We start from the raw sequence: 21,565 nt of genomic DNA on the forward strand, positions 1-21,565 counted from the left end.
ACAATTCTAACTATAATAGATTGAGAAGAAAAAAACTGAAATTATTAGAAAATAGAAAGTTTTTTATCATCTTTGGCTATCCATACTTTATATTACTACGGAGATAAAACCTAATCAAAAATGACGCAAACAGACCAACAAAACACTGAATTTACCTCAATTTATCTAAATTCACTAATCGTTGTTTTGAAAAGGGAATATAAAATAATTTTAGCATTTACTGCCCTGCTTCCAATTATTGGAATTTTTTATATCTTAAATATCTCCAAAGAATATACTGCCAGCAGTAAGATAATGCCGGAAGTCTCCTATAAGGCGCCCAATGGTATGGCTGGTATCTATCAATTATTAAAAAAGTATAACAATAATATTGATCTCTACAATACCGAAATAACCAGTCCGGAAATTTACTCCGAAATACTTAAAACAAATGACTTCTGCGAATACATACTGAATAAGACAGTAAAGACAAAGAATAATAAAGACATAAGTTTGAAATCTTATTGCGATGGTTATTTGGAAAACAATAATCTCTTTCTTCAAAAAAGAATTGTGGTAAGCACTAATAAAAAGAACAACATCACTTTAGTGACAGTAAACATGCCGGACCCTTCCGTTGCAGCTGATATTTCCAACTTTACAACCACATATCTAATCGATTATATCACAAAATATCGTACTGAAAAAGCCAGGCAAAAACTACATTTTATTGAGAATCTGCAAAAAGATTTTTCAAAAGACTCCACAAAAAGCGAAAATCTGACAGGGGAAATTCAGGATAATCTGGAAGCCTTAACGGTACAGACAAAAATACAAATACAAGAAGATACACCAATTTTTCAAATATTAGAAAAAGCGCAGCCTCCCTTAGGCAGCAACGAACCTTCAATCCTGGAAATTCTTGGGGTATTTGTTTTTGCAGGTTTCTTAATTGGAATTGTTATCGCCTTTTTAAGAAATCATAACTACAAAATACTCCTGAATTCAAATCAAATCATTACAGCAAAAAGTGAAGAGATAAATTAGAATCTTTTCCAGGGGTTTATACCTTCTTTAAGTAATTGTTTGTACAGTAATTTTGCGTAATAAAGTTCAATAATTACGCTAACCGTAACAATTAGTACCAGAAAAGGATTGCTCCATTTGTAATAAAAGGGATGCAGAAAAAATTGCAGGATAAAGAAAAAATTACCGACTATCATGCTCGCAATTATTATAAACGACTGGCCTTGTGAATTTTTTCTCTGAAGAAACATAGCCAACATGCTTGCGGGAGTAATCAAAAGCATCATCCATGCTAAAAAAACAGGTATTTCTGCAGAAGGAAACTGAGTTAAATATTGAGAAAAAAACGGATACCCCAGAAAATTAAATAAAAAACCAATCAAAAAAGCAAATCCACTTATCAAATACCATTGTTTCTTTTCTAAGCCGTAAAAGGCATTAAAAGAACTGTATCCGTATTTAAAATACGTATAGACAATACCCAGATCACAGAAAAACCAGAGTGCGTTTGTAACCTGCGCATATACATTGAGAGGAAAGCAAAAAGAGAAAACAAATTCCCATCCTAAATTAAAAGCCAGCGGTATAAGAGGAATGCCATAGGTTTTATCCTTTATTCCCCTGTAAGCGATAAGTACGTAGGCAAAAATCCACCACAATACACCCGATAATCCTAACAATGCATTAATATATTTCATTTTATTGCTTTTACTTTTAAAAAATTCATTGCATTCAACAAAGTAGGCACATTAAATAAAATAATTGAAAATACCAATAATATTGCGTTTTGATAATTTTTAAAAGTGAGTACTCCCAAAAGCGCAAGAGGAAGAATTGTGATATAAAAATCAAAAAATAAACTTCTGGACCTTTCATTTTCCAGCGGTTTAAAAAAATAGAATTTTATAGTAAACACGATTTTAAAGACAACGAGCAGCAAAACATAGATTAAGATGGGAAATACAAAAATTTGCCAGTCTATGGCCCACATAAATACCATAAAAGATATAATTTCCCCAAACAAAACAAATCCCTGAAATAAACTTTTTGACAGCTGAGAGGTGCTGTTTACAAAAGTAGAAACACCCGCTTTTATATCGTTTTCATAATCGTCATATTGGTGAATAATTAAGGACCGCATCCCGAAAGAAAATGTCATCCAGATACTTCCACTAACTATAAATAGTAAATGATTCCCGATATCTCCTTTATACAAAAAGGAAAAAATAAAAAGAGTAGGGAAAAACTGAGATCCCAATCCGTCAAAAATAACACCAAGATATGCTTTTTCTTTTAACCTGAATTGTTTGCAGGAGTAGAGATAAAAACAAAACCAGCTTAGCCAGTAAAAAACCAAAGCATAAAAATTTGGAAACAGGAAAACAGAGTATAAAATTCCTGTAAAAAAGGCACTTCCTAAAACTATATACTTATAATTTTGGCTCAGATTAATCATTTTATTTTCTTTTCCGGCTATAAGATCATCTTCCTGATCATAATAATTATTAATTAAGCTGGCAAATACAGCAATAGTTATTATGCCTAGTATAAGAAATAAGACCAGAAAAATTTCCTGCCCGAAATCATTTTCATTCTCTTTGATAAAATACAAATAAATCAACACCAGAAAAGGTGGTAATTTAAACCACCACGTACCTATTCTAATATGTTTGAAAAAAGTCATTAATTCTTAGGAGTAAATTGGATATTTCTGGAAATTTCTTTATGAACCCCTTTTGTAAGTGCTTTAAGGAACAATTGCGGTTCTTTAACACTGTCCATAAAGAGTTCCTTAAGTTCTAAGCCAAAATTACCTTTCAACAGCAACATGTACGATATTAAAATTTTATTTTGAAAAACTTTCAGATTAATCATATTACGTTCCTGATTATCAAGATATGAACTAAAGTTATAAAGAATCAGATCTAAATCTTCAATGTGTAATTTTCTAAAGGCAACGCCTTTTCGTCCATCACTAATATTGCTGGTGTCCCTGTTTTTTTTCCAAAAAACTTCTTTAGTAAAACCAACACGGCAGTTTAGATTTTTAAAAATTATTTCGAGCTGTAGAACCCAGTCATCTCCAATATTCACTTTAGAATTCCAGCCAAAAGGTATCGAGGATTTTTTTAAGATTAAACCAGAGCTCGGGGCAATAGAATCAATCAATAAGACTTTCCTAAATTCTTTGTAATCAAAAACATAACAGCCTATATTGGGAATATTTTTATTTTTCAGAAAAGCGGTAAAAACGTTTGCATGGTATTTTTCGATAGTATTATGCTCCCAATTGGAAAAAAAAAAGTCTAAATTGTTTTCCAGCATATAGGCAATACTTTTCTCAAGATATTGATCCTGCCAGATATCATCTGAATCCAAAGGAGCTATAATTTCTCCTTTCGCATACTGCAGTCCCACATTTCTTGTATCAGCCTGCCCGGTATGTTCCTTTTCAATAAACAGAATCTTATCCCCATAAGCTGAAACTAAATCTTTTGTATTATCGGTTGAACCATCATCGACTATAATAATTTCAATATTTTTATAAGTCTGATTTAAAGCTGCCTGAATTGTAGCGTGTAGCGAATAGGAACGGTTATAGGTAGGAATAATAACTGAAACAAGAGGAGAATAACTAGTATGGATCAATGGTTAAATGTTTTTTTGTTTGGAAATGCCTTTGGCTTACGGAAAGCAAATCTAATCAATTATTTAGATATCCAAATAAAAATTAATTTTATGTAGAATTACCTTGTAAACTTTGAGATTGCATCAATCATTTCCTCTCTCCTTAACTCTTTTTATCCTTAAATTTTTGCTCCTTAAAATCAAAAAATAAACCTGCAGCAATTGCTTGCTGCAGGTCTAAAAACATTAATAATCAACCAGGGCAGCACCTTTATCTGCCTTTCTTAGTAGTACTTGTAGAATCTGTGTTTATATTGGTAGTTCCTTTTTGCTGTGTTCCGGCCGATCCTGACCCGGTTGAACCTTCTCCGGTTGCACCGGTAGTTCCTGCGCCGCTTACAGTTGTTGTATCTGAATTTGGTCCGACGGTATCAATAGTGGTTTCCGTAGAATCAGTACCTGTTGCATACGGATCTTCTGTAACAGGTTCATTTTTTTTACAGGATAGTGCGGTTCCCAACACTATAAGGAGCAATGTGGTTTTAATTAGCGTTTTCATAATTTCCTTTTTTAAGTTAGCTTACTATCAAAGATACTGCTGTATCTGTCCGAAAAGTTATATAATTTTGGTTCAACATTTACAATTTTAAAAACATAACTACCTATATATCAATATTAAAAAGTACAAAATTGCAGATATTATAGATAACAGCAAAGACTATTACTGCCATATCATTGTAACACGGCTGCCTCCGGGAATTTTATATGAAAGTAGTCCGGCTGTTTTTTCAGTGGGAAGAATTTTACCCTTGTGTACGGAAACTTCCATTTTTAGAGTTCGTTTTTCCGGAATCAAAATTTTCAGGTTACACTCAAAATCATCCGTTCCTAAAACAGTAAAAGTTAGCGTTTGTTTTGATTTTCTGGTATTCGTTATGGGGTAATCGGAGAATAATAGAAATTCTTCATTTTTAACTTTATGATACTGCCTTGTCAGGATTCCGAAACCTACTCCTGCACCGTACACCTCCTGCCCTACCTGTCCGCTTTTTTCCCAGCCGCTGTATAAGTCTTCGAGGGGAATCCAGAGATCTTTTACAATTTCACCTGTTTTTACCTCATCAGATATCATTTCCTGAGAAAGCTTTGTCGGATAATAATAGGGAAACCGGCTTATGGCATATTTTAAAAATTCCGGTATTAAAATTTTTAAAGAGGGCAGCAGATTTATTGACTCGGACTGTATCAGGTACTCCGAAAGCCCTGCGTATACTTCCATTTCTTCATATGCTGCTGTGTAGGGAGCATCATTGAGCGGAAATACCGAAAAATAATTGGGATAATTTTTACCATATCCGTACTGGCAGTCCCAAATCTGCATGTTTTTAAAAAGACAGGCCAGACAGGCATAACTCAAATCCAGATACTCCTGTTGATTGGTGATTTTATGTAATTCTAATAACGCGCCTGCGGCAAAAGCTGTATTATTGGCCTGATACAGAATATCAAAACCACAGCCTACAAGTTTTTTTACTGCTTTTTCAGCTTCACGCAGATAACGTTTATCCTTTGTCAGTCGAAATAGCAGCAGCATTAAATGTGCGTAAGATCCCGGCACGTCTTTTTCGCCGCCCTTTCCCGGTACGGTTTCTTTTTTGACTACCTCCAGGGTATCCATTTTATAAAATACCGGCCATTGGTAATCAAAATGGTGCGCGACTTTTATGGCAAAATCTATCGATTTCAGAAGTAGTTCTTCTGCCTTTTTTTCGCCATTCAGTGCAAGTCTGGCAAGATTCATAAGCGGATGATGCAGGTACCACGAATCCATAACCATTTCTTTCTTTTGCTCTTCCGATTTATCAAGCTGTTCCAAAAGTTCCGGAAGCCAGCGGTTGATCGTTTTTATCTTAGGATCGTAAAAAGAATCAATTGCATTAAGCAGGTCGGTGTAGACAGGAGGTGTTTCTCCATACCAGTCTTTCAATTCATTGAGAGGCATCAGTACTGCCAGTTGCACCATAACTTCTGCAGGGGTATCATAGTCGCATAAGTACGCATTTAGGTATGAAATCCCTTTAGTCTGCGTCCAGCAGCCTTTACTTTGATCCAGATCCGTAAGACAATTTTGTGTAATCTCAGGCCAGTTATGATAAAGCACCTCCGGATGAGGAAGTACGGTATAAACCTGAGCCAGATTATTTAAAAATTGCTGCGTTTCGGTAATTTCATTATCAATAATTGTATCGGAAAACAGCACATAGGCATCAGAGATAATATAAGCTTTATCGGAAGGCAGCGGTTTTTCGTTAGTTACAGGAAGCTGAAAACCGATCTCCGGCCACGTTCCGCCAACTGTGTCCGCCAGGGAAGTCTGCGTAGCTTCACAATACGGACTAATGGACGTAAGGTTCTGAAAATAGAAAACAGAACCCGTTTTGGGTTTCGTCACACTTGCGAATAGTATTCCCGATCTCGACCCCGCCTGATTCATGTGTATTTTGCCATTGGTGTTTTCTACATCTCCCTGTTGTGTCACGGCAATAATATCACGTGGCCAAAAAGGGATTAGAAGCGGCATAGCTGCCTTAAAGGAAGTTGTATAATGCAACAAGGCTGCTTCGCTATCGGGAAAAGTAACACAGACTTCATATTTGCCGAGCCTGGTTTCTAAATTGATCACCAGCAATTCTCCATCATCCAGTAAATTGGTCACTTCAAAGTAGCTATTCAGCCCGAATGCAGCCCGAAATGCCATTTTACCACGGTCAGGCCAATGGGCTACAATCCATATCGAATCACCGGTATTAAAAGCCTGAAAAGTATACTCTTTACATTTCTTTTCCCAGATTACGTTGTTGTTTTCCAGATCGGCATGCACAGTAGCAGCCCAGGGCGAAATAGTATGCATAAGTTAGTCGTTTAATAAATTACTGTAAAATTTTTCTATATCTGTGATTGCCTGAATTACATTATTCCGGCTAAAGGTGATTTTACCTTTGAAAACAATTTAATAATAAGTCCCTTAAGGCGGTTCTGATAATCTTCGATGAGCCAGTCCTTATAATTTTTACTGGCATGGTCAAGGCATTTCACATATTCTTTTACCCTCCACTGTATCTCCGGCTGTAATGCTTCGGCAAGTGCAATGGCTTCCGATAGCGTTTCAGCATTATCCATGCACATTTTGGCCTGTTGTCTTATAGATTCCTGTATGACTGTTTTAGGTTTTTTCTCCGTATCTATAACTTCCTGATAGGTTGATTCAACATCAAAAGCCATTTCAAGTGTATTCGGAAACTTTGCGCGTAATTCGGCTGACATGCCATGAGACTGTACAGATGAATTTCCAACTGCATTATACTGCAGCTGTTTTGCAAATGCTTCCGGTTTTTCAAAAACAAACTGCCAGTCTATTGGTGCTTCCCATTCTCCAAAACGCTGAATATTATTTCCGAGATCTGTAATTCCAAAGGTTTTCTTTGACGGAAGCCTGCGCGCACCGCGGCCAATCATCTGGTGATACAGCGTGATCGACGTCGTAGCCCTGTTGAGTATGACATGCTGAACGGTTGGCTCATCAAAACCCGTCGTCAGAATTGAAACTGAAGTGAGTACCGCATCTTTTGTTTTCTTAAACCACTTGAGGATTTGCTTACGCTCGTCGTCTGTTGTTTTATTGTCGAGATGCCTGATCGGAATCCCGGCTGCCTCAAAAGTTTCCAGTACTTTTAGTGAGGTGGAGATTCCATTATTAAAAATGAGTGTCTTTTTTCCCAGGGCATTTTCTCTGTAAACCTTTAGCAATAATTCCTGCAGGGCTGGTGAGCTGTACAGTGCATTTGATGAACTTACCGTAAAATCACCGTGTATTCCGGTTTTTAAGGAATTGGTCTCTACCTCAGCAATAAAGGATTGCGGTTTGGCCAGAAAGCCTTCACGGATCAGCGAAGCAATACTTTCGCCCGTAATAAGCGTATCATAATGATGCTTCATGGGTTTAGAGATATCCGAACTAAATGGGGTTGCGGTCACGCCTATTACAATCGCTTTTTTAAAACTTCCCATCAGCTTCCGGAAAGAATTATGATGTGCCTCATCGATAATAACAAGGCCCACATCACGGGGATTTATTCTTTTTGATTTTATCCGGTTGCGCAGTGTTTCAACCATAGCCACATAACAGTTATAATCCGGTTTAAAGTTGCCGCTTGCACTGGTAATGGTCGTATTTCGCACCCCCAGTTTTTTTAATACACCTGAAGTTTGGGTACATAATTCCTTGCGGTGGGTTAGAATTACTACGGTTTTGCCATATTGTTCTATAAATCTTCTGGCTATTTCTGAAAACACAACCGTTTTACCTCCGCCTGTAGGCAACTGGTACAAAAGCTTACTTTTGGAATTTTGTTCCAATTTTTCAAAAATGCAGTCGATATCTCTTTCCTGATAATTATAAATAGAAGTCGACGCTGGTGTATTGTTTTTCATTGGTGTCTTGATTTATAAAAGTGATTAGGCCTAAACACTTTGATTCATTTTTCTACTTTACTGTTCTGCCGGTACGAGTTGTGATTCCATAAATTTTCCCGTCACGATAGTACCTTCTTCATCTTCCCACTGGGTAATTATATTTTCTATGAATTCAGGCTCAAATCCAATAACTTTCATGACCTGATTGCCAAATTCCTGCTGTACATGCTGACCTTTCTTAAACATATGATTTTAGTTTTAGGGTTATTATTAGTAGTAATCCTGTGTGGTTAGTTATAGCACTATTTCACAAGACTAAATTAGAATAACCTATATGCCAACACTTTATATGATTCCCTTCTGTTTTTTATATTATATCAAGTCGTTTGAATCGTTTTTCGTTTTCCTTTATTCTAAAAAGCATGTCTCAAAAATATACACTTATGAAAATATTATAAACCTGATAAAATATTCTATAAGAAAGCAATCGTATAAAAGAGCTTTCTTTATGGTATTGCATGCTGTCCGGAATAATTCAATACTTTATTCTTCCTGCAGGCTATCGGTTATTAATATAAATCAAATTCCTAAACAATATGAGTGACATTGCCCGCAGGTTTGCCGAAAATCCACTTCTGATGCCAAAGGATCTGCAATCCAGCAGTACGGAACTTCAGATTATCAGTCTTTTGAATCCGGGCGTATTCCGCTTCGAAGGTAAAATCTGGCTTCTCGTGAGAGTTGCAGAATCTATCGCCCAAAAAGAAGGTGTGATTTTCTTTCCCGTAGTTAACGCATTGGGAAAAATAGAAATTATCGAAATTCCGCTTAACGATCCCGATCTGGTTGCGAATGATGCACGCGTGATTCAATATAAAGGGCTGGATTATTTAACGACACTCTCGCATTTGCGCCTGCTCTCCAGTGATGACGGAATTCATTTTTCCGAACCAAAGGAGCATGCCCTTTTAATGGGCGACGGCAGCCTTGAACAATTTGGGATTGAAGATGCAAGGGTCAGTCAATTAGGGGATACGTATTACATCACCTATACTGCGGTATCAACAAGCGGTGTGGGTGTAGGTTTGCGCACCACCAAAGACTGGAAAAACTTTGACAACAAGAAAATGATCTTCCCTCCCCATAATAAGGACTGCGCCATTTTTGAGGAACTGATCAATGGAAAATACTATGCCCTGCACCGACCGTCGAGTCCCCAGATCGGAGGTAATTTTATCTGGCTGGCAGAATCCCCGGATGGTATTCACTGGGGCAATCACCAATTTCTGATCGGAACACGTCAGGGATTATGGGATAGTGCAAGAGTTGGCGCCGGTGCAGCACCTATTAAAACAGAAAAAGGATGGCTCGAAATATACCACGGTGCCAATGCCGAACATCAGTATTGTCTTGGTGCTTTTTTAATGGATCTCGAAGATCCTTCAAAAATACTGGGCAGAACCCGTGAACCTATAATGGTACCCACAGAAAATTATGAGCTCAGCGGTTTTTTTGGCTTTGTTGTTTTTACCAACGGGCATGTAGTCGACGGAGATCAACTCACCATTTATTACGGCGCAGCCGATGAATTTGTATGCGGTGCCCATTTTTCCCTTGCGGAGATTTTAGCCGCACTGGAATAATTCGAAATATTTTTAACAACTAAAATTTAAATCATGGAGACAGCAAATTATAACACAGGTGAAATTCACTATGACCTTTGGGCTTCTTATTGGAATTTAACGACAGAACAACTTCAATGTGTAATCACCAGGATTGGCAGTACTGACTTTTTAAAAATTCAGCATTACATTCAGGCCAGGCTCACGAGAAATTGAATTTGTATTTTCCAATTATTTGAAATATGAATAGCAATAAAAAAAATCTGCACATGATACAGATTTTTTTTATTGCTTATTTTTTTTACTGAAATCTTACTTCCATGGATTCAAGATTATGTACCGTATCATATTACGGAATCCGGTGTTTGTATCACTGCTGCTTTCATAACAACTAATTTTAAATCAACAGAACGCTAAATAACTACTATGTAGATGATTAGATCTTACAATTCCTCTGATAATTCTCTATAAAAACAACTGGAAATCATATAAATATCAGGAAATATCTTATAACCTTTAGGTGACATCATTTTATAATTTTGGCAGGAGCGGTATTTTCTTTGCCGTATAAATTAAAAACTTTTCAAATGGCACCATTACATGATAAATTCAACAGCAGTAATATAACATCAGGAGAAAATGTATCCTACTGGATCGATTCTACTCCTATTATAGCCTTTGATAAACCGGATCGCGATATACAGACGGAAGTTCTTATTATCGGTGGCGGAATTTCAGGCCTCACGACAGCCTACCAATTGGCAAAAGCCGGAAAAAAGGTAACCGTTGTTGAAGATGGCTTTATAGGCAGCGGGGAAACAGGACGTACTACGGCACACCTGACCGCAGCACTGGATGACCGTTATTATTTTCTTGAAGAGACTTTTGGGAAAGAAGCTGCAAAACTCGCAGCGGAAAGCCATACAGCAGCTGTTGATGAAATCGAAAAAAATGTAACGGATTTGCAGATTGACTGCTCTTTCAGAAGAGTAAACGGTTATTTGTTCCTGCACCCTACTGACAAAGAAAAAAATTTACATAAAGAATTTGAGGCCACCAGAAATGCCGGTTTACCGACAGAACTCCTGGCAAGTACTCCTTCGCTAGCGGGTGGGGATACAATGGAATGTCTTGCCTTTTACAATCAGGCCCAATTTCATGTCCTGCAATATTTAAAAGCCCTGGCAGATGCTTTCGTTTCACTTGGAGGCCAGATATTTACCGAAGCCAGAGCAGAAGACATCACAAAAGAAGGTGCCAAAGTCAATGGTTTTACGTTTTCGGCACAAGATATTGTGGTAGCTACCAACTCGCCTGTGAATGATACACTGACGATGCATACCAAACAGGCTGCCTACAGAACTTATGTTATTGCAGGTAAAATTCCGAAAGGCAAATTACCGTACTCGCTTTGGTGGGATACCGGTGACGCGGATTCCAAATGGGTTTCACAGCCTTATCATTATGTACGTGTCGAGGATTTTGATGAGCAGTACGATTTATTGATTTCCGGAGGTGAAGATCACAAAACAGGTCAGGCCGATGAGGAAGGCATTTCCGAATCCCAGCGATATGAAAGACTGGAATCCTGGACGAGAACCTATTTTCCAATGCTGGAGGAAATTAGCTATACCTGGTCAGGCCAGGTGATGGAGCCTGTGGACTCTTTAGGATTTATGGGGAAAAATCCCGGCGATGACAATATCTACATTATTACAGGAGATTCCGGAAACGGAATGACACATGGTACCATAGGTGCTATGATCATAAGCGATGCGATACTTGGCATTAAAAATAAATGGGAAGACCTCTACAGCCCGTCTAGAATAACAATGAAAACTACCGGTGATTTTGTCAGGGAAGCCGGTAACATGGCCGCACAGTATCTGGACTGGATCTCTGCATCAGATCTGAAAAATACTTCCGACCTGGGAGCAGGCGAAGGCGGTGTGCTCTCTTCCGGATTAAAGAAGATTGCAGTGTACAGGGATTATGACAATAGCCTGCGGGCTTTTTCCGCCGTATGTCCTCATTTGGGCTGTATTGTACAATGGAACAATGATGAAAAATCGTTTGACTGTCCCTGTCACGGCTCAAGGTTCTCTTGTGACGGAACTCTTACCAACGGTCCGGCAAAAACGGACCTGAGCAAAATTCACATCAAATAAAAATTCTAAAAAAATAAGTACCGTTTAATTTTCAGCACCATTTTTTATACTATATGATATGATACAAACAATTCCGGCACCCGATAATGTAGTCGCCTTCAGGGCATTGGGAGAAGTAACGGCAAACGATTATAAAACCATTATAGCGCCGGCGGTAAAGCGTCTGGTGGAACAGATCAACGAAATTAATTTCCTTTTTCTGATCGATACTGAAATTGAAAATTTTACCGCAAGTGCCTGGCTCGAAGATGCTTTTATCGGACTAAAAAATTTCGGTAAATGGAACAGGGCAGCCATTGTTACAGACTCCGATCATGCCATTTCCTTTACGAATGCCTTCAGCTATGTCGTGCCCGGAAATTTCAAAGGTTTCAAAAAAGATGCATTTGAGCAGGCACTCGAATGGGTTCAGGGCAATAGTCAAAAAGAGTAATTATTTTTTCCAATATAACACTTCAAAAAATTTCTTATGAATTTATATATACTCCTTCAAATTATTATCTCCTCCATAGTTGCGACTTCTGTCATGACTCTTTTTAGTTATGCTGTCTCGGCTGCTGCACGGGAAATATACAAAGAACCGGTACTGCTTACCTATGTACTGCATAAGACTAACATTAACATATCTTCTAAAACAAAAGTAATCTTAGGATGGTTTCTGCATTATGTAATTGGCTTTTTATTTGTCTTAGTATATCATTTGTTATGGTACTACGAATTTTTAGAAATATCGTGGACAGTTAGTATCCTTTTTGGTGTCATTAGCGGCATTATCGGAATAGTGAGCTGGATTATTCTTTTTGAAATAATTCCACAAAAACCAAATATTGATTTTAAAGGATATTATATTCAGTTATTGCTGGCCCACATTATTTTTGCTGTTTCTTCTTTTATGATTTATAAACTCTTCTTATAGTAAGTGAAGTTTTCACTACCAACAGTCCGCCTTTGTCAGGAATAAAAAAATAGGGCTGTATTATTATAAATCAGGCTTAATCTTTAGGCCCAAAGGGAATCAGAATGGTAAAAACGGCTCCTTCGCCAAATATACTTTCAGCAAATATATCACCGCCATGGTTCTGGACAATCTTCTTACACATCGCCAGTCCTATTCCGGTTCCCTCATAAATAGTTTTACTGTGCAGACGCTGGAAAATATTAAAAATGCGCTCGAAATATTCCGGTTCGAATCCTATTCCATTATCCCTGATCTGAATTTTGCAAAATTCTGTTTCTGCGCTGCCGGTTTTTATTTTATGAATCGCACACAGCACAATTGTTTCAGCGGTTACTGAAATTACGGGATCCCTGTCTTTTTGTGTAAATTTCAGAGCGTTACCGATGATGTTTCGAAACAATTGTGTCATTTGTACCTCATTAGCTTTTATAACGGGTAAGCCTTCAATATAAACTTTAGCCCTTTTCTGCTCAATAAGAAGATCATAATCCTGAATCAAATGCGTTACCACATCATTGAGATTTACTTCTATAAACTGCTCATCTGATTTCGCCAGCTGTGAATAATTAAGTACATCACTAATCAGGCTTCGCATCCGCATGGAGGCATGTACAATTTTATCCATATAATTCTGGGTACCTGAGGTTCTGTTTTCCCCCAGGCTTGTCTCGAGAAGACCTGAAAAAGTAATTATTTTTCGAAGCGGTTCCTGAAGATCGTGTGAAGCAATATAAGCGAACTGAGCCAGTTCTTCATTGGACTGAAGCAGTCGTATGTTGGATTTTTCCAGATCCTCATTGGTATGTCCTAACTCATGAACCGCTGCTGCAAGTTGCTCGGTACGAACAAGTACCTGCTGTTCTAATGCCGTTTGTACTTCGTGCTGCAAAGTAACATCCTGTGCGGTACCGTTCATTCGAAGTGGGTTTCCCATACGGTCAAATACGGTTTTTCCCTGCGCATGCAGGATTCTTCTGAAACCGGTTTTAGGATGAATGACCGTATAGGTTTCATCGTAGATCCCTCCTGATTCCGGTTTTAGTGCCCACGTCAAAGCTTTGGTTATTCTTTGCTGATCTCCCTCTGCCAGTATGGGTATTACTTCGTTATAATCTTTATTGTTAGGATCAAATCCAAACCATTCAATAAGGCGATCCGAGTAGACCAGTCCATTGGTCGCGACGTCAATACTCCAGGTGCCCAGCTGTGCTAATTCAACAGCACCTCTTAATCCTGATTCTGCTTCCTGCTGTTTTTGTCTGGCATATACCTGATCGGTTACCTCAATAACAATGCAGATAACACCATAGGGCTGATCATTATCATCGCAAAGCGGTTTATAGGTATAATCGTAATAGCCAAAATAAGATGTGCCATTTTTTATAAATTCAATATACTGGGCAAATGCCTGATAGGTTTCCCCGCTTTCTAAAACATAACTATATTTTTCAAATAAATCCGTTTTCTTTAATTCAGGAATCGTTTCGGTTACGGGTTTTCCGATAATGGAGGCATCGCGTCCAAAAATTTCAAGCATTTTCTCATTAGCCTCCCGTAAAATCATTTCTTTGCCCACATATACCAGATTGGCAACCGGTGAGCTGTAAAATATTTTGCGTATAAACTCCTGATTTTCTTCCAGCAAACGGTTTGCTTGCACCTGGGAGGTAACATCTATAACAACATCTAAAATAGCATATACATTTCCCGTTTCATCAAACAGCGGTTTATAGGTAAAGTCCAGGTAAAATGTGGTGAGCCCCCCCTTTACATTTATATCTGCCCGTGCTCCTTTTTGTTCATATTGCTTTCCGGTGCTGTAAACTTCTTTAAGAATTTCCGGAAAAGGCTGGTTTTTGGCTTCAGGAAAAACATCTAACATATTCTTGCCAATGATTTCAGGGCCTCTTCCCCATTGATCCATTATAATTTTATTGGCAATTTCAATACGCATATCCGGTCCAACATACAGGCAGGTACCTACCGGTGCTTCTTCAATTAAAGAACGGAAGCGCTTCTCACTGTCTTCAATTTTTCTTCTGGATAAGAGCTGTTCGGTTACGTCTACAGCCATATGCAGGACTGCAGAACTTCCTGTTGATTCGGTGATACGATCGTACGAAAAGTTAAAATAGCGACGCTCCAGTTTACCATTTATTATTAAATCGACAGGCTGGTCATCACCTCTGAAAGGGGTTCCTGTTTTTTGAACGTCAATAACGGTCTGCAGGGCCTGCTGGTCTATAAGTTCCGGCAGTGTTTCGATCATTTTTTTGCCTAATACCTCAGCTGCAGATTTTTTATTCATAAAGTCAAGCATCGGTTTATTGATGCTTTCTATGACCACATCTTCACCTCTTGAAAGCAATACCGCCACCGGTGCCTGTTCGATCATATTTCGAAAGCGTGTTTCACTTTGCTGAAGTAATTCTTCCGCACGTTTTATCTCTGTAATATCACGTGTTGTTCCGGCAATGGCCTCTACATCTCCCTGATCGTTTACAACCGGGACAAGAATATAATCGTAAATCCGCCTGCCTAATTCAGCATGTGGAAAAGAAACTGTTCCTCTCACTATTTTTTTTGTGGCAACTACCTCATCAATTTCCTGTTCGTGCATTTGCGCGTGCCATTCCTCGTAGCCGTTTTCCCTTAGTCCCTTACCAATAGCATCCTGCTCCGATTTGCCCCACATGGTAAGTAAGGCCTTGTTGGCATAAATAAATTCATACGATAAACTAAAAACATATACCAGATCGGGTGTATTGTTGGTAATGGAATCATAAAGCCGTTTTTGTTTCTGTACATCGGCCAGCGCATTTTTCAGATTGATTTCTGTCTGCTTTGCTTCTGTTATATCTTCGGTAGTGACCACAAGAAGTTTAGCCTGCTTTACGGCCGTAAAACGGAACCAGTGCTGCATGCCTTCACCGGTATACCACTGTTCAAAGGTGGCCGTAACACCCGTTTCGGCAACCTCAATAAACTTTTCGAGAATGCCGGTTTCTTTTACCATGGGAAACAGGTCGCTGTACCGCTTGCCTTTATAGTCTATATCACCAATCCATTTGAAAGTATAGGCATTAAACAGTAAAATTGAAAAATCTTCTGTTTTGCCCTCCTCGTTGTAAAGTGCCTCCATTACGGCAATCCCATTTGAGGAAGAGTTAAAAACGGTTTGAAAAAGGTCTTTATTTTCTATTAGCTCCATTGTTGTATCTAAAGTCTGTCAAAGCATAGCTGCTTTTGTATTTTTTTAATTCTCAAAACACTTACACATTTTATCTGATCCGCACTAACAATAAGCCAGTGCAGTTTTATTTCGCCTTTTTACTTCAAAATCAGAAGCGGCTCACAACCAAATTATAGTCTGTATGTCTTAAAGAAGACAAAAACAGTAAAACGTAATTAATATAAAAATAAAAAAAAAGTGGTAAACTTTGATTACCTGCCGCTAAATAAAAATTCCGGATCCTGACCGAAGATAATTCGTAAGAAAATTTATAAAGATTTTCCTCTTTTTTGTTTAAATTGGTGTACTATTTCCAAAACTTCTTTGTAAAAAATAAAATGCTATGGAAGCAAATACACTAAATCATACCGAAGCCTGGGTAATCGCTCTGCTGCTATTTTCCCTAATGCTGATTTCAAGTTTTGTTGGAAAACTTTTAGGAAATTACATTCGTGATAAAAAAAGCACGAAGGAAAAATCCACTGAGACTTCAGCGCTGACAGCATTGCTTTTCTTTTTACTGGCTTTTACGTTTGGCATGAGCGGGGACCGTTACGATTCGCGAAGAAAAATCGTGGTAGAAGAGGCCAATAGTATTGGTACGGCCCTATTGCGAACCGATTTATATCCGGATGCAGCCCGAAACTTATTTCGCAAGGATTTTCAGGAATATGTTGAAGCAAGAATTTCCTACTATGAGGTAGGCGCGGATACAAAAGGAATTTTAAAAGCAGACAGTCTGTCGCAGCTCATTTCCTCCCGGTTGTGGAAACGTGCAGCCACGTTGTCCAAAGACCCGGCTAATCTGGCAGCCACCCAGCAGATGATTCCGGCGTTAAACGATATGATCGATGCTACTACTACCCGTCTTGCAGGCGAGAAAGCAAAGGTGCCTCAAAGTATTATCATCATGTTATTTTTTCTGGCTATTATTAGTGCCTTCTACGGCGGCTATTCCGAAGGTCGCAAAGACAGGGCCGACTGGCTAATACAGATCGGATTTTGTCTGATTGTTTCTTTAGTGGTGTTATTTACACTGGATCTTGACAGGCCGAGAAGAGGCTTTGTAAATCTGGACGTCCCAAATCAGACTATAATAGATTTGAGAAAGAACTTCGAATAATTGCCATGTTTGTAGCCTAAGATAATATCAGGCCCAGATCTATCCTTTATATTTTTCCAGCTGCATGTTTTTTTGTTGGAAGGCTGTAATTTATTCTGATTTTCAACACTTCCTGTTTTTTAAATTTTTCCTTACACGATTACCGGTAAACCGTATTTTATTGGAATGCCTTTTTGATGCTTCAAAACCAAAAAAATGAAGTATTGTGATTTTTCCATAGTAGAAAATACCAAAGCTTTAAAAAGCACAATTATTTACTATGCTAGCATACAAATAAAAATAGTCAAATACTAACAAAGTGGGAATTATGTAACTTTTTGTACGAAATTATGTAAGCCGTTGTCATATGAAAGTGTCAAATTTGAGTAAAGGAAAAACTGTTATTGTAATACAATAATTACAATGGCTTTTGGATTTGCATTTTTTCAATCTAATAATCAGCAATTTAACAATTAACATCAATTAGAAGAAGAATTTCAAATTTTGACGGTCGCACGGCTAACAATTATCATACTTAACCCCCAAATCAAATATGAAAAAAACGCCCTTATCCACAATTTTATTTAGCTGCGTTGTGCTTTTTATTCACAATATTGCCTTATCTCAGAATCTGCCCCCTCCGGGCCTGCCTGATGAGCCGGTGGTGATACCCATAAATTCGATGATTTATGTATTGTTAGCTATAGGAATTGTGTTCGGTATCTATATTATCGCTACAAGAATAAATAGACAAAATGCATAAACTATAGCAACGCAAATTATTAAATAGCACTAAAGCTGCGAGTTAAAACTGACAGCAGGTGATTATCAATTAAAAGAAAGAAAATATGAAAAATACTTTACTATTACTTTTTATTTTAATTTCCGTGCCGGGCTTTTCGCAACTTCATATTGGCGCCAACACGCCTGTGTATGTCAAGAATCAGGTTTTGTATGTGACTCAGGGTATGAATCTGGCTGCAAGTTCCAATCTGTACTTGCGCAATAACTCTCAGTTATTACAAGGCACTACGGGAACTTCTACAAATACAGGAACAGGAATTGTGTCTGTATATCAGGAAGGAACCTCCGATAATTTCGAATACAATTACTGGTGCTCGCCTGTTGGAAATCCGACGATTGCAACTGGTAATACCAGTTTTGGAATCTCATTGCTAAATCGTCCGACATCTTCAACTGCTGCGGTTGCTGCCACAGCGCTTCCATTGTCAAATTACAACGGAACTTCCAACCCGCTGGCTATCGCCTCTTACTGGATCTACAAATTAACCAATGCCAACAACTACTCACAATGGGTTCAGGTTGGTAATGCAACTACCATTGCGGCAGGAGAAGGTTTCACCATGAAAGGTACGGGCGGCACTGATGTTACCGATCCTGAAACTACTGGAGTTGCCAATAATCCAGGATCAGCGCAGCGATATGATTTCAGGGGAAAACCGAATGATGGCAATATCAGTGTGGCCGTCGGATCCGGGAATGCGGCGACGCTCACCGGAAATCCATATCCGTCGGCAATAGATCTAAATGCTTTTTTAATGGATCCGACAAATTCTGCCTGCACCCGAGTAGCGTATTTTTGGGAACAGGATAAAACAACCAATTCTCATTATTTATCTGCCTACAGAGGAGGTTACGGAACATATTCGCCCGGGGTTTTAGGATCAAACGGAGTATATGTCGCCGCTACTTTTAACAGTTATAAAAGCGACGGTACGTTAAACACAACCGGTACAAGTTCCGGATTGGTCATACAGCGAAAATACTCGCCTGTCGGACAGGGTTTTTTGATAAACGGCGCCAGCAATGGTACGGTAACTTTTAAAAATTCGCATCGTTTCTTTTATAAAGAAGGCTCCCCTTTATCGCAATTTGCAAAGTCTTCACCGGATAAAGCAGCCGCTGGTAAGGAACAAAAAGAAGAAAAAGAGGAAGAGATTATCATAATCTCACACATTAAATTAAATACCATAATCAATAATCAGTTTACCAGGCAACTTGCTTTGGCATTTATTCCGGAAGCAACAGATGGCGTGGATCCGGGTATCGATGCCTTAAACATGGATCAGACACTTCCGGGTGATGTTTCGTTTTGGCTGGATAATGGTAATTATGTCATACAGGGCGTTAATTTTGAAGTGACAAAAAAAATTCCTTTAGCCGTAAAGGCAGCAACAAACACTACCTTAAAATTTTATATTCCCGAAGTTGTAAATTTTGACCCTTCGCAAAATATTTATATCTATGACGAACTCGATTCGTCATATCATGATATAAAAACAGGAATGTATGAAGTTACTATTGCACCGGGTACTTACACAGACCGATTTAAAATTGCCTTTACCAATGTAACCCTGGGCGTTAATGAATCGGCTAAAAACAATCTTTTTATAAGTCAGGATAATACCAATAAGATATTAACTGCCTCAAATCCGAATAACCTCGTATTTAAGTCATTCGCTTTATATGATATTCTGGGTAAAGCCGTCCTGACCAAAAACAATCTAAAAGAAGAACAAAATTATAGTTTTTCTACTTCAGGCCTGAGTTCAGGAGTTTACATTGCCGCTTTTGTAACCGCTGATAATGAAAAAATCACTCAAAAAGTCATTATATCAAATTCAGGAAAGCAATAATCAGATTTAAACGATCATCCAAATATTTAATCTTCAGTACTAACTAAAAATAATGATTATGATCCATAAATATACCCTTCAAAATTATAAGAACTTCTTGTTATTTCTTTTTTTCTTATCATCGTTTTTAGGAAATGCACAAATCGGAATCGGCACGACCACTCCAAATGCAAGCTCTGTTTTAGATATAACGTCTACGACCCAGGGTCTACTTCCGCCACGTATGACCACGATACAAAGAAATGCTATTGCTACACCGGCTGACGGACTGCTTGTTTACGACACCGATTTAAAATTGGTCTACAGCTATGTCTCCAGCTCATCCTCTTGGATACCTCTTGGCGGAGCGCTGCCACGACTAAATTTTAAACGCATAAGATCGACGGACAATCTGGCAACTGTACTGGCTACCGAACTAGCGGCTGGTGGTGGTGCCAAATATGTTTTGACTGCCAATACCTTATACGAAATTAACGGACAGGTAGTCTTTAATTTCCCAATAGACCTTAATGGTGCTTATCTGGACGGCCTGGATGCTAATGAAGATATTATCGTTAAAACATCCGGAAATCTTTTTGACGGCACTACGGGAGGCAGTGTGAGGAATCTTACCATTACGACACCTGGTGCTACCGTCTTTAATCTAAATTCCGCAGTCTCAACGTCTACTTTTCTACTTAGGGATTGTATCATTGCCAATTCGGCTAGTGTCGGTACAATAGCAGGTTATGGTTTAGTTTTTATGAGTATTGTCAATTTTTCAGGAAATACCACCGGTATCACTTACACTAATATTGGCCAGTTATTGTTAAGCAATCAGGCCTGGTTCAGCAATAATGCCGGTACTTATGAGAAATTTACAGGAACATTCAATCTGATCGAAAAACAGGGAGGGTTCTCCAATGTTAGTTCCGGAGCGTATGGTTTGGATGTTTCCACCGCAGGCCTTACGATTACGGGAGATGCCGTTTTAGAGTCGGTTGTTTTTACAGGTCCTACTCCTGCTACCTATATCAGACCTTATGCAACTCCGTCAACCACTACCTTCACGGGTTTTAATTTTAGTACCAGCTGGACCGTCAGGGCTGCAGGAATACCAACTGAAGCAGATGCAAATTCCGTAGGGGATTTTTCAATGGATTATCCTGTTAACTCCGGTCTTGGTGTAACCTTAAACAATTCAACTCCCAGTGATATCGTAAAAGTCGGGGTAAGTACCGGTAGTGCGCCCTCAACAGTATATTCCAATTTGTTCAGATTTGCAACAGATGCCGGTACTGCCGGTTACAACAGGCTAAAATATGTCGGAAAAAAGAAAAGAATTTTTCAGGTATCGGGATCCATTTCTTTTCAGGTCCCTGGCACCGGAGTTTTCATAGCCTACATTATGAAGAATGGTACTCCCTTAACGCAATACAAAATCTACGGAAGAGGAGCTGCCGTTAATGATATTATCGTGCTTCCCTTAAATGCCACTACCGAATTAACTACCAACGATTACATCGAAGTGGCTTTACAGCGTAATTCCGGAGCGACAGGTCAACTAGTGGTTCCCAATATTACTGTAACTATAAAATAAGCATTAGAATTATCCTTAGAGTTCAATAATCTTGTTTGGTACTGATTTTATGTTTTTTCGAATTAAACTCAGTATCAAACATCTATAAACCCTGCTACAAACTTTTAAGTTTATGTAGCCTGCTTTCCTTTTTATAATAAG

Annotated in this window: 18 protein-coding genes; 10 read left to right on the forward strand and 8 right to left on the reverse strand. The window is 38.4% G+C overall.

The genetic code is table 11. The features are described 5' to 3' along the window. The first annotated feature begins 120 nt into the window (after positions 1 to 120). The gene (locus D0817_RS00265; RefSeq protein WP_127336391.1) at positions 121 to 1,026 is read left to right on the forward strand and encodes a Wzz/FepE/Etk N-terminal domain-containing protein; all 906 of its coding nucleotides are present in this window, start codon (positions 121 to 123) and stop codon (positions 1,024 to 1,026) included. Here the strand turns inward: D0817_RS00265 and D0817_RS00270 are convergent. The 7 genes from D0817_RS00270 to D0817_RS25995 all read right to left on the reverse strand — a co-directional run bounded on the left by D0817_RS00270 (position 1,023) and on the right by D0817_RS25995 (position 8,352). Beyond that, positions 1,023 to 1,703, reverse strand: coding sequence for a transmembrane-type terpene cyclase (locus D0817_RS00270; RefSeq protein ID WP_127336392.1), 681 nt, complete (start codon positions 1,701 to 1,703; stop codon positions 1,023 to 1,025). The genes D0817_RS00265 and D0817_RS00270 overlap by 4 nt on opposite strands. After that, positions 1,700 to 2,689, reverse strand: coding sequence for a UbiA family prenyltransferase (locus D0817_RS00275; protein WP_127336393.1), 990 nt, complete (start codon positions 2,687 to 2,689; stop codon positions 1,700 to 1,702). Before D0817_RS00275 ends, D0817_RS00270 begins: the two co-directional genes overlap by 4 nt. After that, entirely contained in the window at positions 2,689 to 3,654 is a 966-nt protein-coding gene (locus D0817_RS00280; RefSeq protein ID WP_127336394.1) for a glycosyltransferase family 2 protein, read from the reverse strand. The genes D0817_RS00275 and D0817_RS00280 overlap by 1 nt, the downstream gene beginning before the upstream one ends. A gap of 250 nt (positions 3,655 to 3,904) precedes the next feature. Further along, positions 3,905 to 4,192 (reverse strand): hypothetical protein, encoded by a 288-nt coding sequence (locus D0817_RS00285; protein WP_127336395.1) that lies wholly within the window; start codon positions 4,190 to 4,192, stop codon positions 3,905 to 3,907. Between the two features lie 162 nt (positions 4,193 to 4,354). Then, complete coding sequence (locus D0817_RS00290) at positions 4,355 to 6,544, reverse strand: glycoside hydrolase family protein (protein WP_127336396.1); 2,190 nt, start codon at positions 6,542 to 6,544, stop codon at positions 4,355 to 4,357. Positions 6,545 to 6,600: 56 nt separating this feature from the next. Continuing rightward, on the reverse strand, positions 6,601 to 8,124 hold the full coding sequence (locus D0817_RS00295) for a DEAD/DEAH box helicase (RefSeq protein WP_127336397.1): 1,524 nt from the start codon (positions 8,122 to 8,124) through the stop codon (positions 6,601 to 6,603). A gap of 57 nt (positions 8,125 to 8,181) precedes the next feature. Further along, positions 8,182 to 8,352, reverse strand: coding sequence for a hypothetical protein (locus D0817_RS25995; RefSeq protein WP_167470915.1), 171 nt, complete (start codon positions 8,350 to 8,352; stop codon positions 8,182 to 8,184). Between the two features lie 350 nt (positions 8,353 to 8,702). Here D0817_RS25995 and D0817_RS00300 point away from each other — a divergent pair, with 350 nt between their 5' ends. The 5 genes from D0817_RS00300 (at position 8,703) to D0817_RS00315 (ending at position 12,812) form a co-directional block, all read left to right on the forward strand. After that, the gene (locus D0817_RS00300) at positions 8,703 to 9,749 is read left to right on the forward strand and encodes a glycoside hydrolase family 130 protein (protein WP_127336398.1); all 1,047 of its coding nucleotides are present in this window, start codon (positions 8,703 to 8,705) and stop codon (positions 9,747 to 9,749) included. 33 nt (positions 9,750 to 9,782) lie between these two features. After that, positions 9,783 to 9,944, forward strand: a complete 162-nt coding sequence (locus D0817_RS25610; protein WP_161568401.1) for a hypothetical protein — start codon at positions 9,783 to 9,785, stop codon at positions 9,942 to 9,944. Positions 9,945 to 10,315: 371 nt separating this feature from the next. After that, positions 10,316 to 11,896, forward strand: coding sequence for an FAD-dependent oxidoreductase (locus tag D0817_RS00305; protein ID WP_127336399.1), 1,581 nt, complete (start codon positions 10,316 to 10,318; stop codon positions 11,894 to 11,896). A gap of 58 nt (positions 11,897 to 11,954) precedes the next feature. After that, on the forward strand, positions 11,955 to 12,329 hold the full coding sequence (locus tag D0817_RS00310) for a SpoIIAA family protein (protein WP_127336400.1): 375 nt from the start codon (positions 11,955 to 11,957) through the stop codon (positions 12,327 to 12,329). Between the two features lie 36 nt (positions 12,330 to 12,365). Beyond that, positions 12,366 to 12,812, forward strand: coding sequence for a hypothetical protein (locus D0817_RS00315; RefSeq protein WP_127336401.1), 447 nt, complete (start codon positions 12,366 to 12,368; stop codon positions 12,810 to 12,812). A gap of 76 nt (positions 12,813 to 12,888) precedes the next feature. On the opposite strand, the gene D0817_RS00320 is transcribed toward D0817_RS00315, so the two are convergent. Continuing rightward, positions 12,889 to 16,065, reverse strand: coding sequence for a PAS domain-containing sensor histidine kinase (locus tag D0817_RS00320; protein WP_127336402.1), 3,177 nt, complete (start codon positions 16,063 to 16,065; stop codon positions 12,889 to 12,891). Positions 16,066 to 16,429: 364 nt separating this feature from the next. On the opposite strand from D0817_RS00320, the gene D0817_RS00325 reads away from it, so the two are divergent. The 4 genes from D0817_RS00325 to D0817_RS00340 all read left to right on the forward strand — a co-directional run bounded on the left by D0817_RS00325 (position 16,430) and on the right by D0817_RS00340 (position 21,424). Continuing rightward, on the forward strand, positions 16,430 to 17,209 hold the full coding sequence (locus D0817_RS00325; protein WP_127336403.1) for a bestrophin-like domain: 780 nt from the start codon (positions 16,430 to 16,432) through the stop codon (positions 17,207 to 17,209). 532 nt (positions 17,210 to 17,741) lie between these two features. Continuing rightward, a complete protein-coding gene (locus D0817_RS00330; RefSeq protein ID WP_127336404.1) occupies positions 17,742 to 17,951 on the forward strand; it encodes a hypothetical protein in 210 nt (69 codons plus the stop codon). An 85-nt stretch (positions 17,952 to 18,036) separates the two neighbouring features. Continuing rightward, positions 18,037 to 19,845: a DUF8693 domain-containing protein gene (locus D0817_RS00335; RefSeq protein ID WP_127336405.1), complete on the forward strand. Its 1,809-nt coding sequence runs from the start codon at positions 18,037 to 18,039 to the stop codon at positions 19,843 to 19,845. Between the two features lie 58 nt (positions 19,846 to 19,903). Beyond that, positions 19,904 to 21,424, forward strand: coding sequence for a phage tail-like protein (locus D0817_RS00340; protein WP_238160789.1), 1,521 nt, complete (start codon positions 19,904 to 19,906; stop codon positions 21,422 to 21,424). Positions 21,425 to 21,565: the final 141 nt, after the last annotated feature.

Origin of the sequence: Flavobacterium cupreum (assembly GCF_003996965.1) — a bacterium.
Taxonomy (GTDB): domain Bacteria; phylum Bacteroidota; class Bacteroidia; order Flavobacteriales; family Flavobacteriaceae; genus Flavobacterium; species Flavobacterium cupreum.

Bases quoted from the DNA above. Each gene is read 5' to 3' on its own strand.
- D0817_RS00270 (WP_127336392.1), bottom strand. From the start codon at position 1,703: ATGAAATATATTAATGCATTGTTAGGATTATCGGGTGTATTGTGGTGG.
- D0817_RS00325 (WP_127336403.1), top strand. From the start codon at position 16,430: ATGGAAGCAAATACACTAAATCATACCGAAGCCTGGGTAATCGCTCTG.
- D0817_RS00310 (WP_127336400.1), top strand. From the start codon at position 11,955: ATGATACAAACAATTCCGGCACCCGATAATGTAGTCGCCTTCAGGGCA.
- D0817_RS00265 (WP_127336391.1), top strand. From the start codon at position 121: ATGACGCAAACAGACCAACAAAACACTGAATTTACCTCAATTTATCTA.
- D0817_RS00300 (WP_127336398.1), top strand. From the start codon at position 8,703: ATGAGTGACATTGCCCGCAGGTTTGCCGAAAATCCACTTCTGATGCCA.
- D0817_RS00330 (WP_127336404.1), top strand. From the start codon at position 17,742: ATGAAAAAAACGCCCTTATCCACAATTTTATTTAGCTGCGTTGTGCTT.
- D0817_RS00275 (WP_127336393.1), bottom strand. From the start codon at position 2,689: ATGACTTTTTTCAAACATATTAGAATAGGTACGTGGTGGTTTAAATTA.
- D0817_RS00295 (WP_127336397.1), bottom strand. From the start codon at position 8,124: ATGAAAAACAATACACCAGCGTCGACTTCTATTTATAATTATCAGGAA.
- D0817_RS00305 (WP_127336399.1), top strand. From the start codon at position 10,316: ATGGCACCATTACATGATAAATTCAACAGCAGTAATATAACATCAGGA.
- D0817_RS00315 (WP_127336401.1), top strand. From the start codon at position 12,366: ATGAATTTATATATACTCCTTCAAATTATTATCTCCTCCATAGTTGCG.
- D0817_RS00340 (WP_238160789.1), top strand. From the start codon at position 19,904: ATGATCCATAAATATACCCTTCAAAATTATAAGAACTTCTTGTTATTT.
- D0817_RS00285 (WP_127336395.1), bottom strand. From the start codon at position 4,192: ATGAAAACGCTAATTAAAACCACATTGCTCCTTATAGTGTTGGGAACC.
- D0817_RS25610 (WP_161568401.1), top strand. From the start codon at position 9,783: ATGGAGACAGCAAATTATAACACAGGTGAAATTCACTATGACCTTTGG.
- D0817_RS00290 (WP_127336396.1), bottom strand. From the start codon at position 6,544: ATGCATACTATTTCGCCCTGGGCTGCTACTGTGCATGCCGATCTGGAA.
- D0817_RS00335 (WP_127336405.1), top strand. From the start codon at position 18,037: ATGAAAAATACTTTACTATTACTTTTTATTTTAATTTCCGTGCCGGGC.
- D0817_RS25995 (WP_167470915.1), bottom strand. From the start codon at position 8,352: ATGTTTAAGAAAGGTCAGCATGTACAGCAGGAATTTGGCAATCAGGTC.
- D0817_RS00320 (WP_127336402.1), bottom strand. From the start codon at position 16,065: ATGGAGCTAATAGAAAATAAAGACCTTTTTCAAACCGTTTTTAACTCT.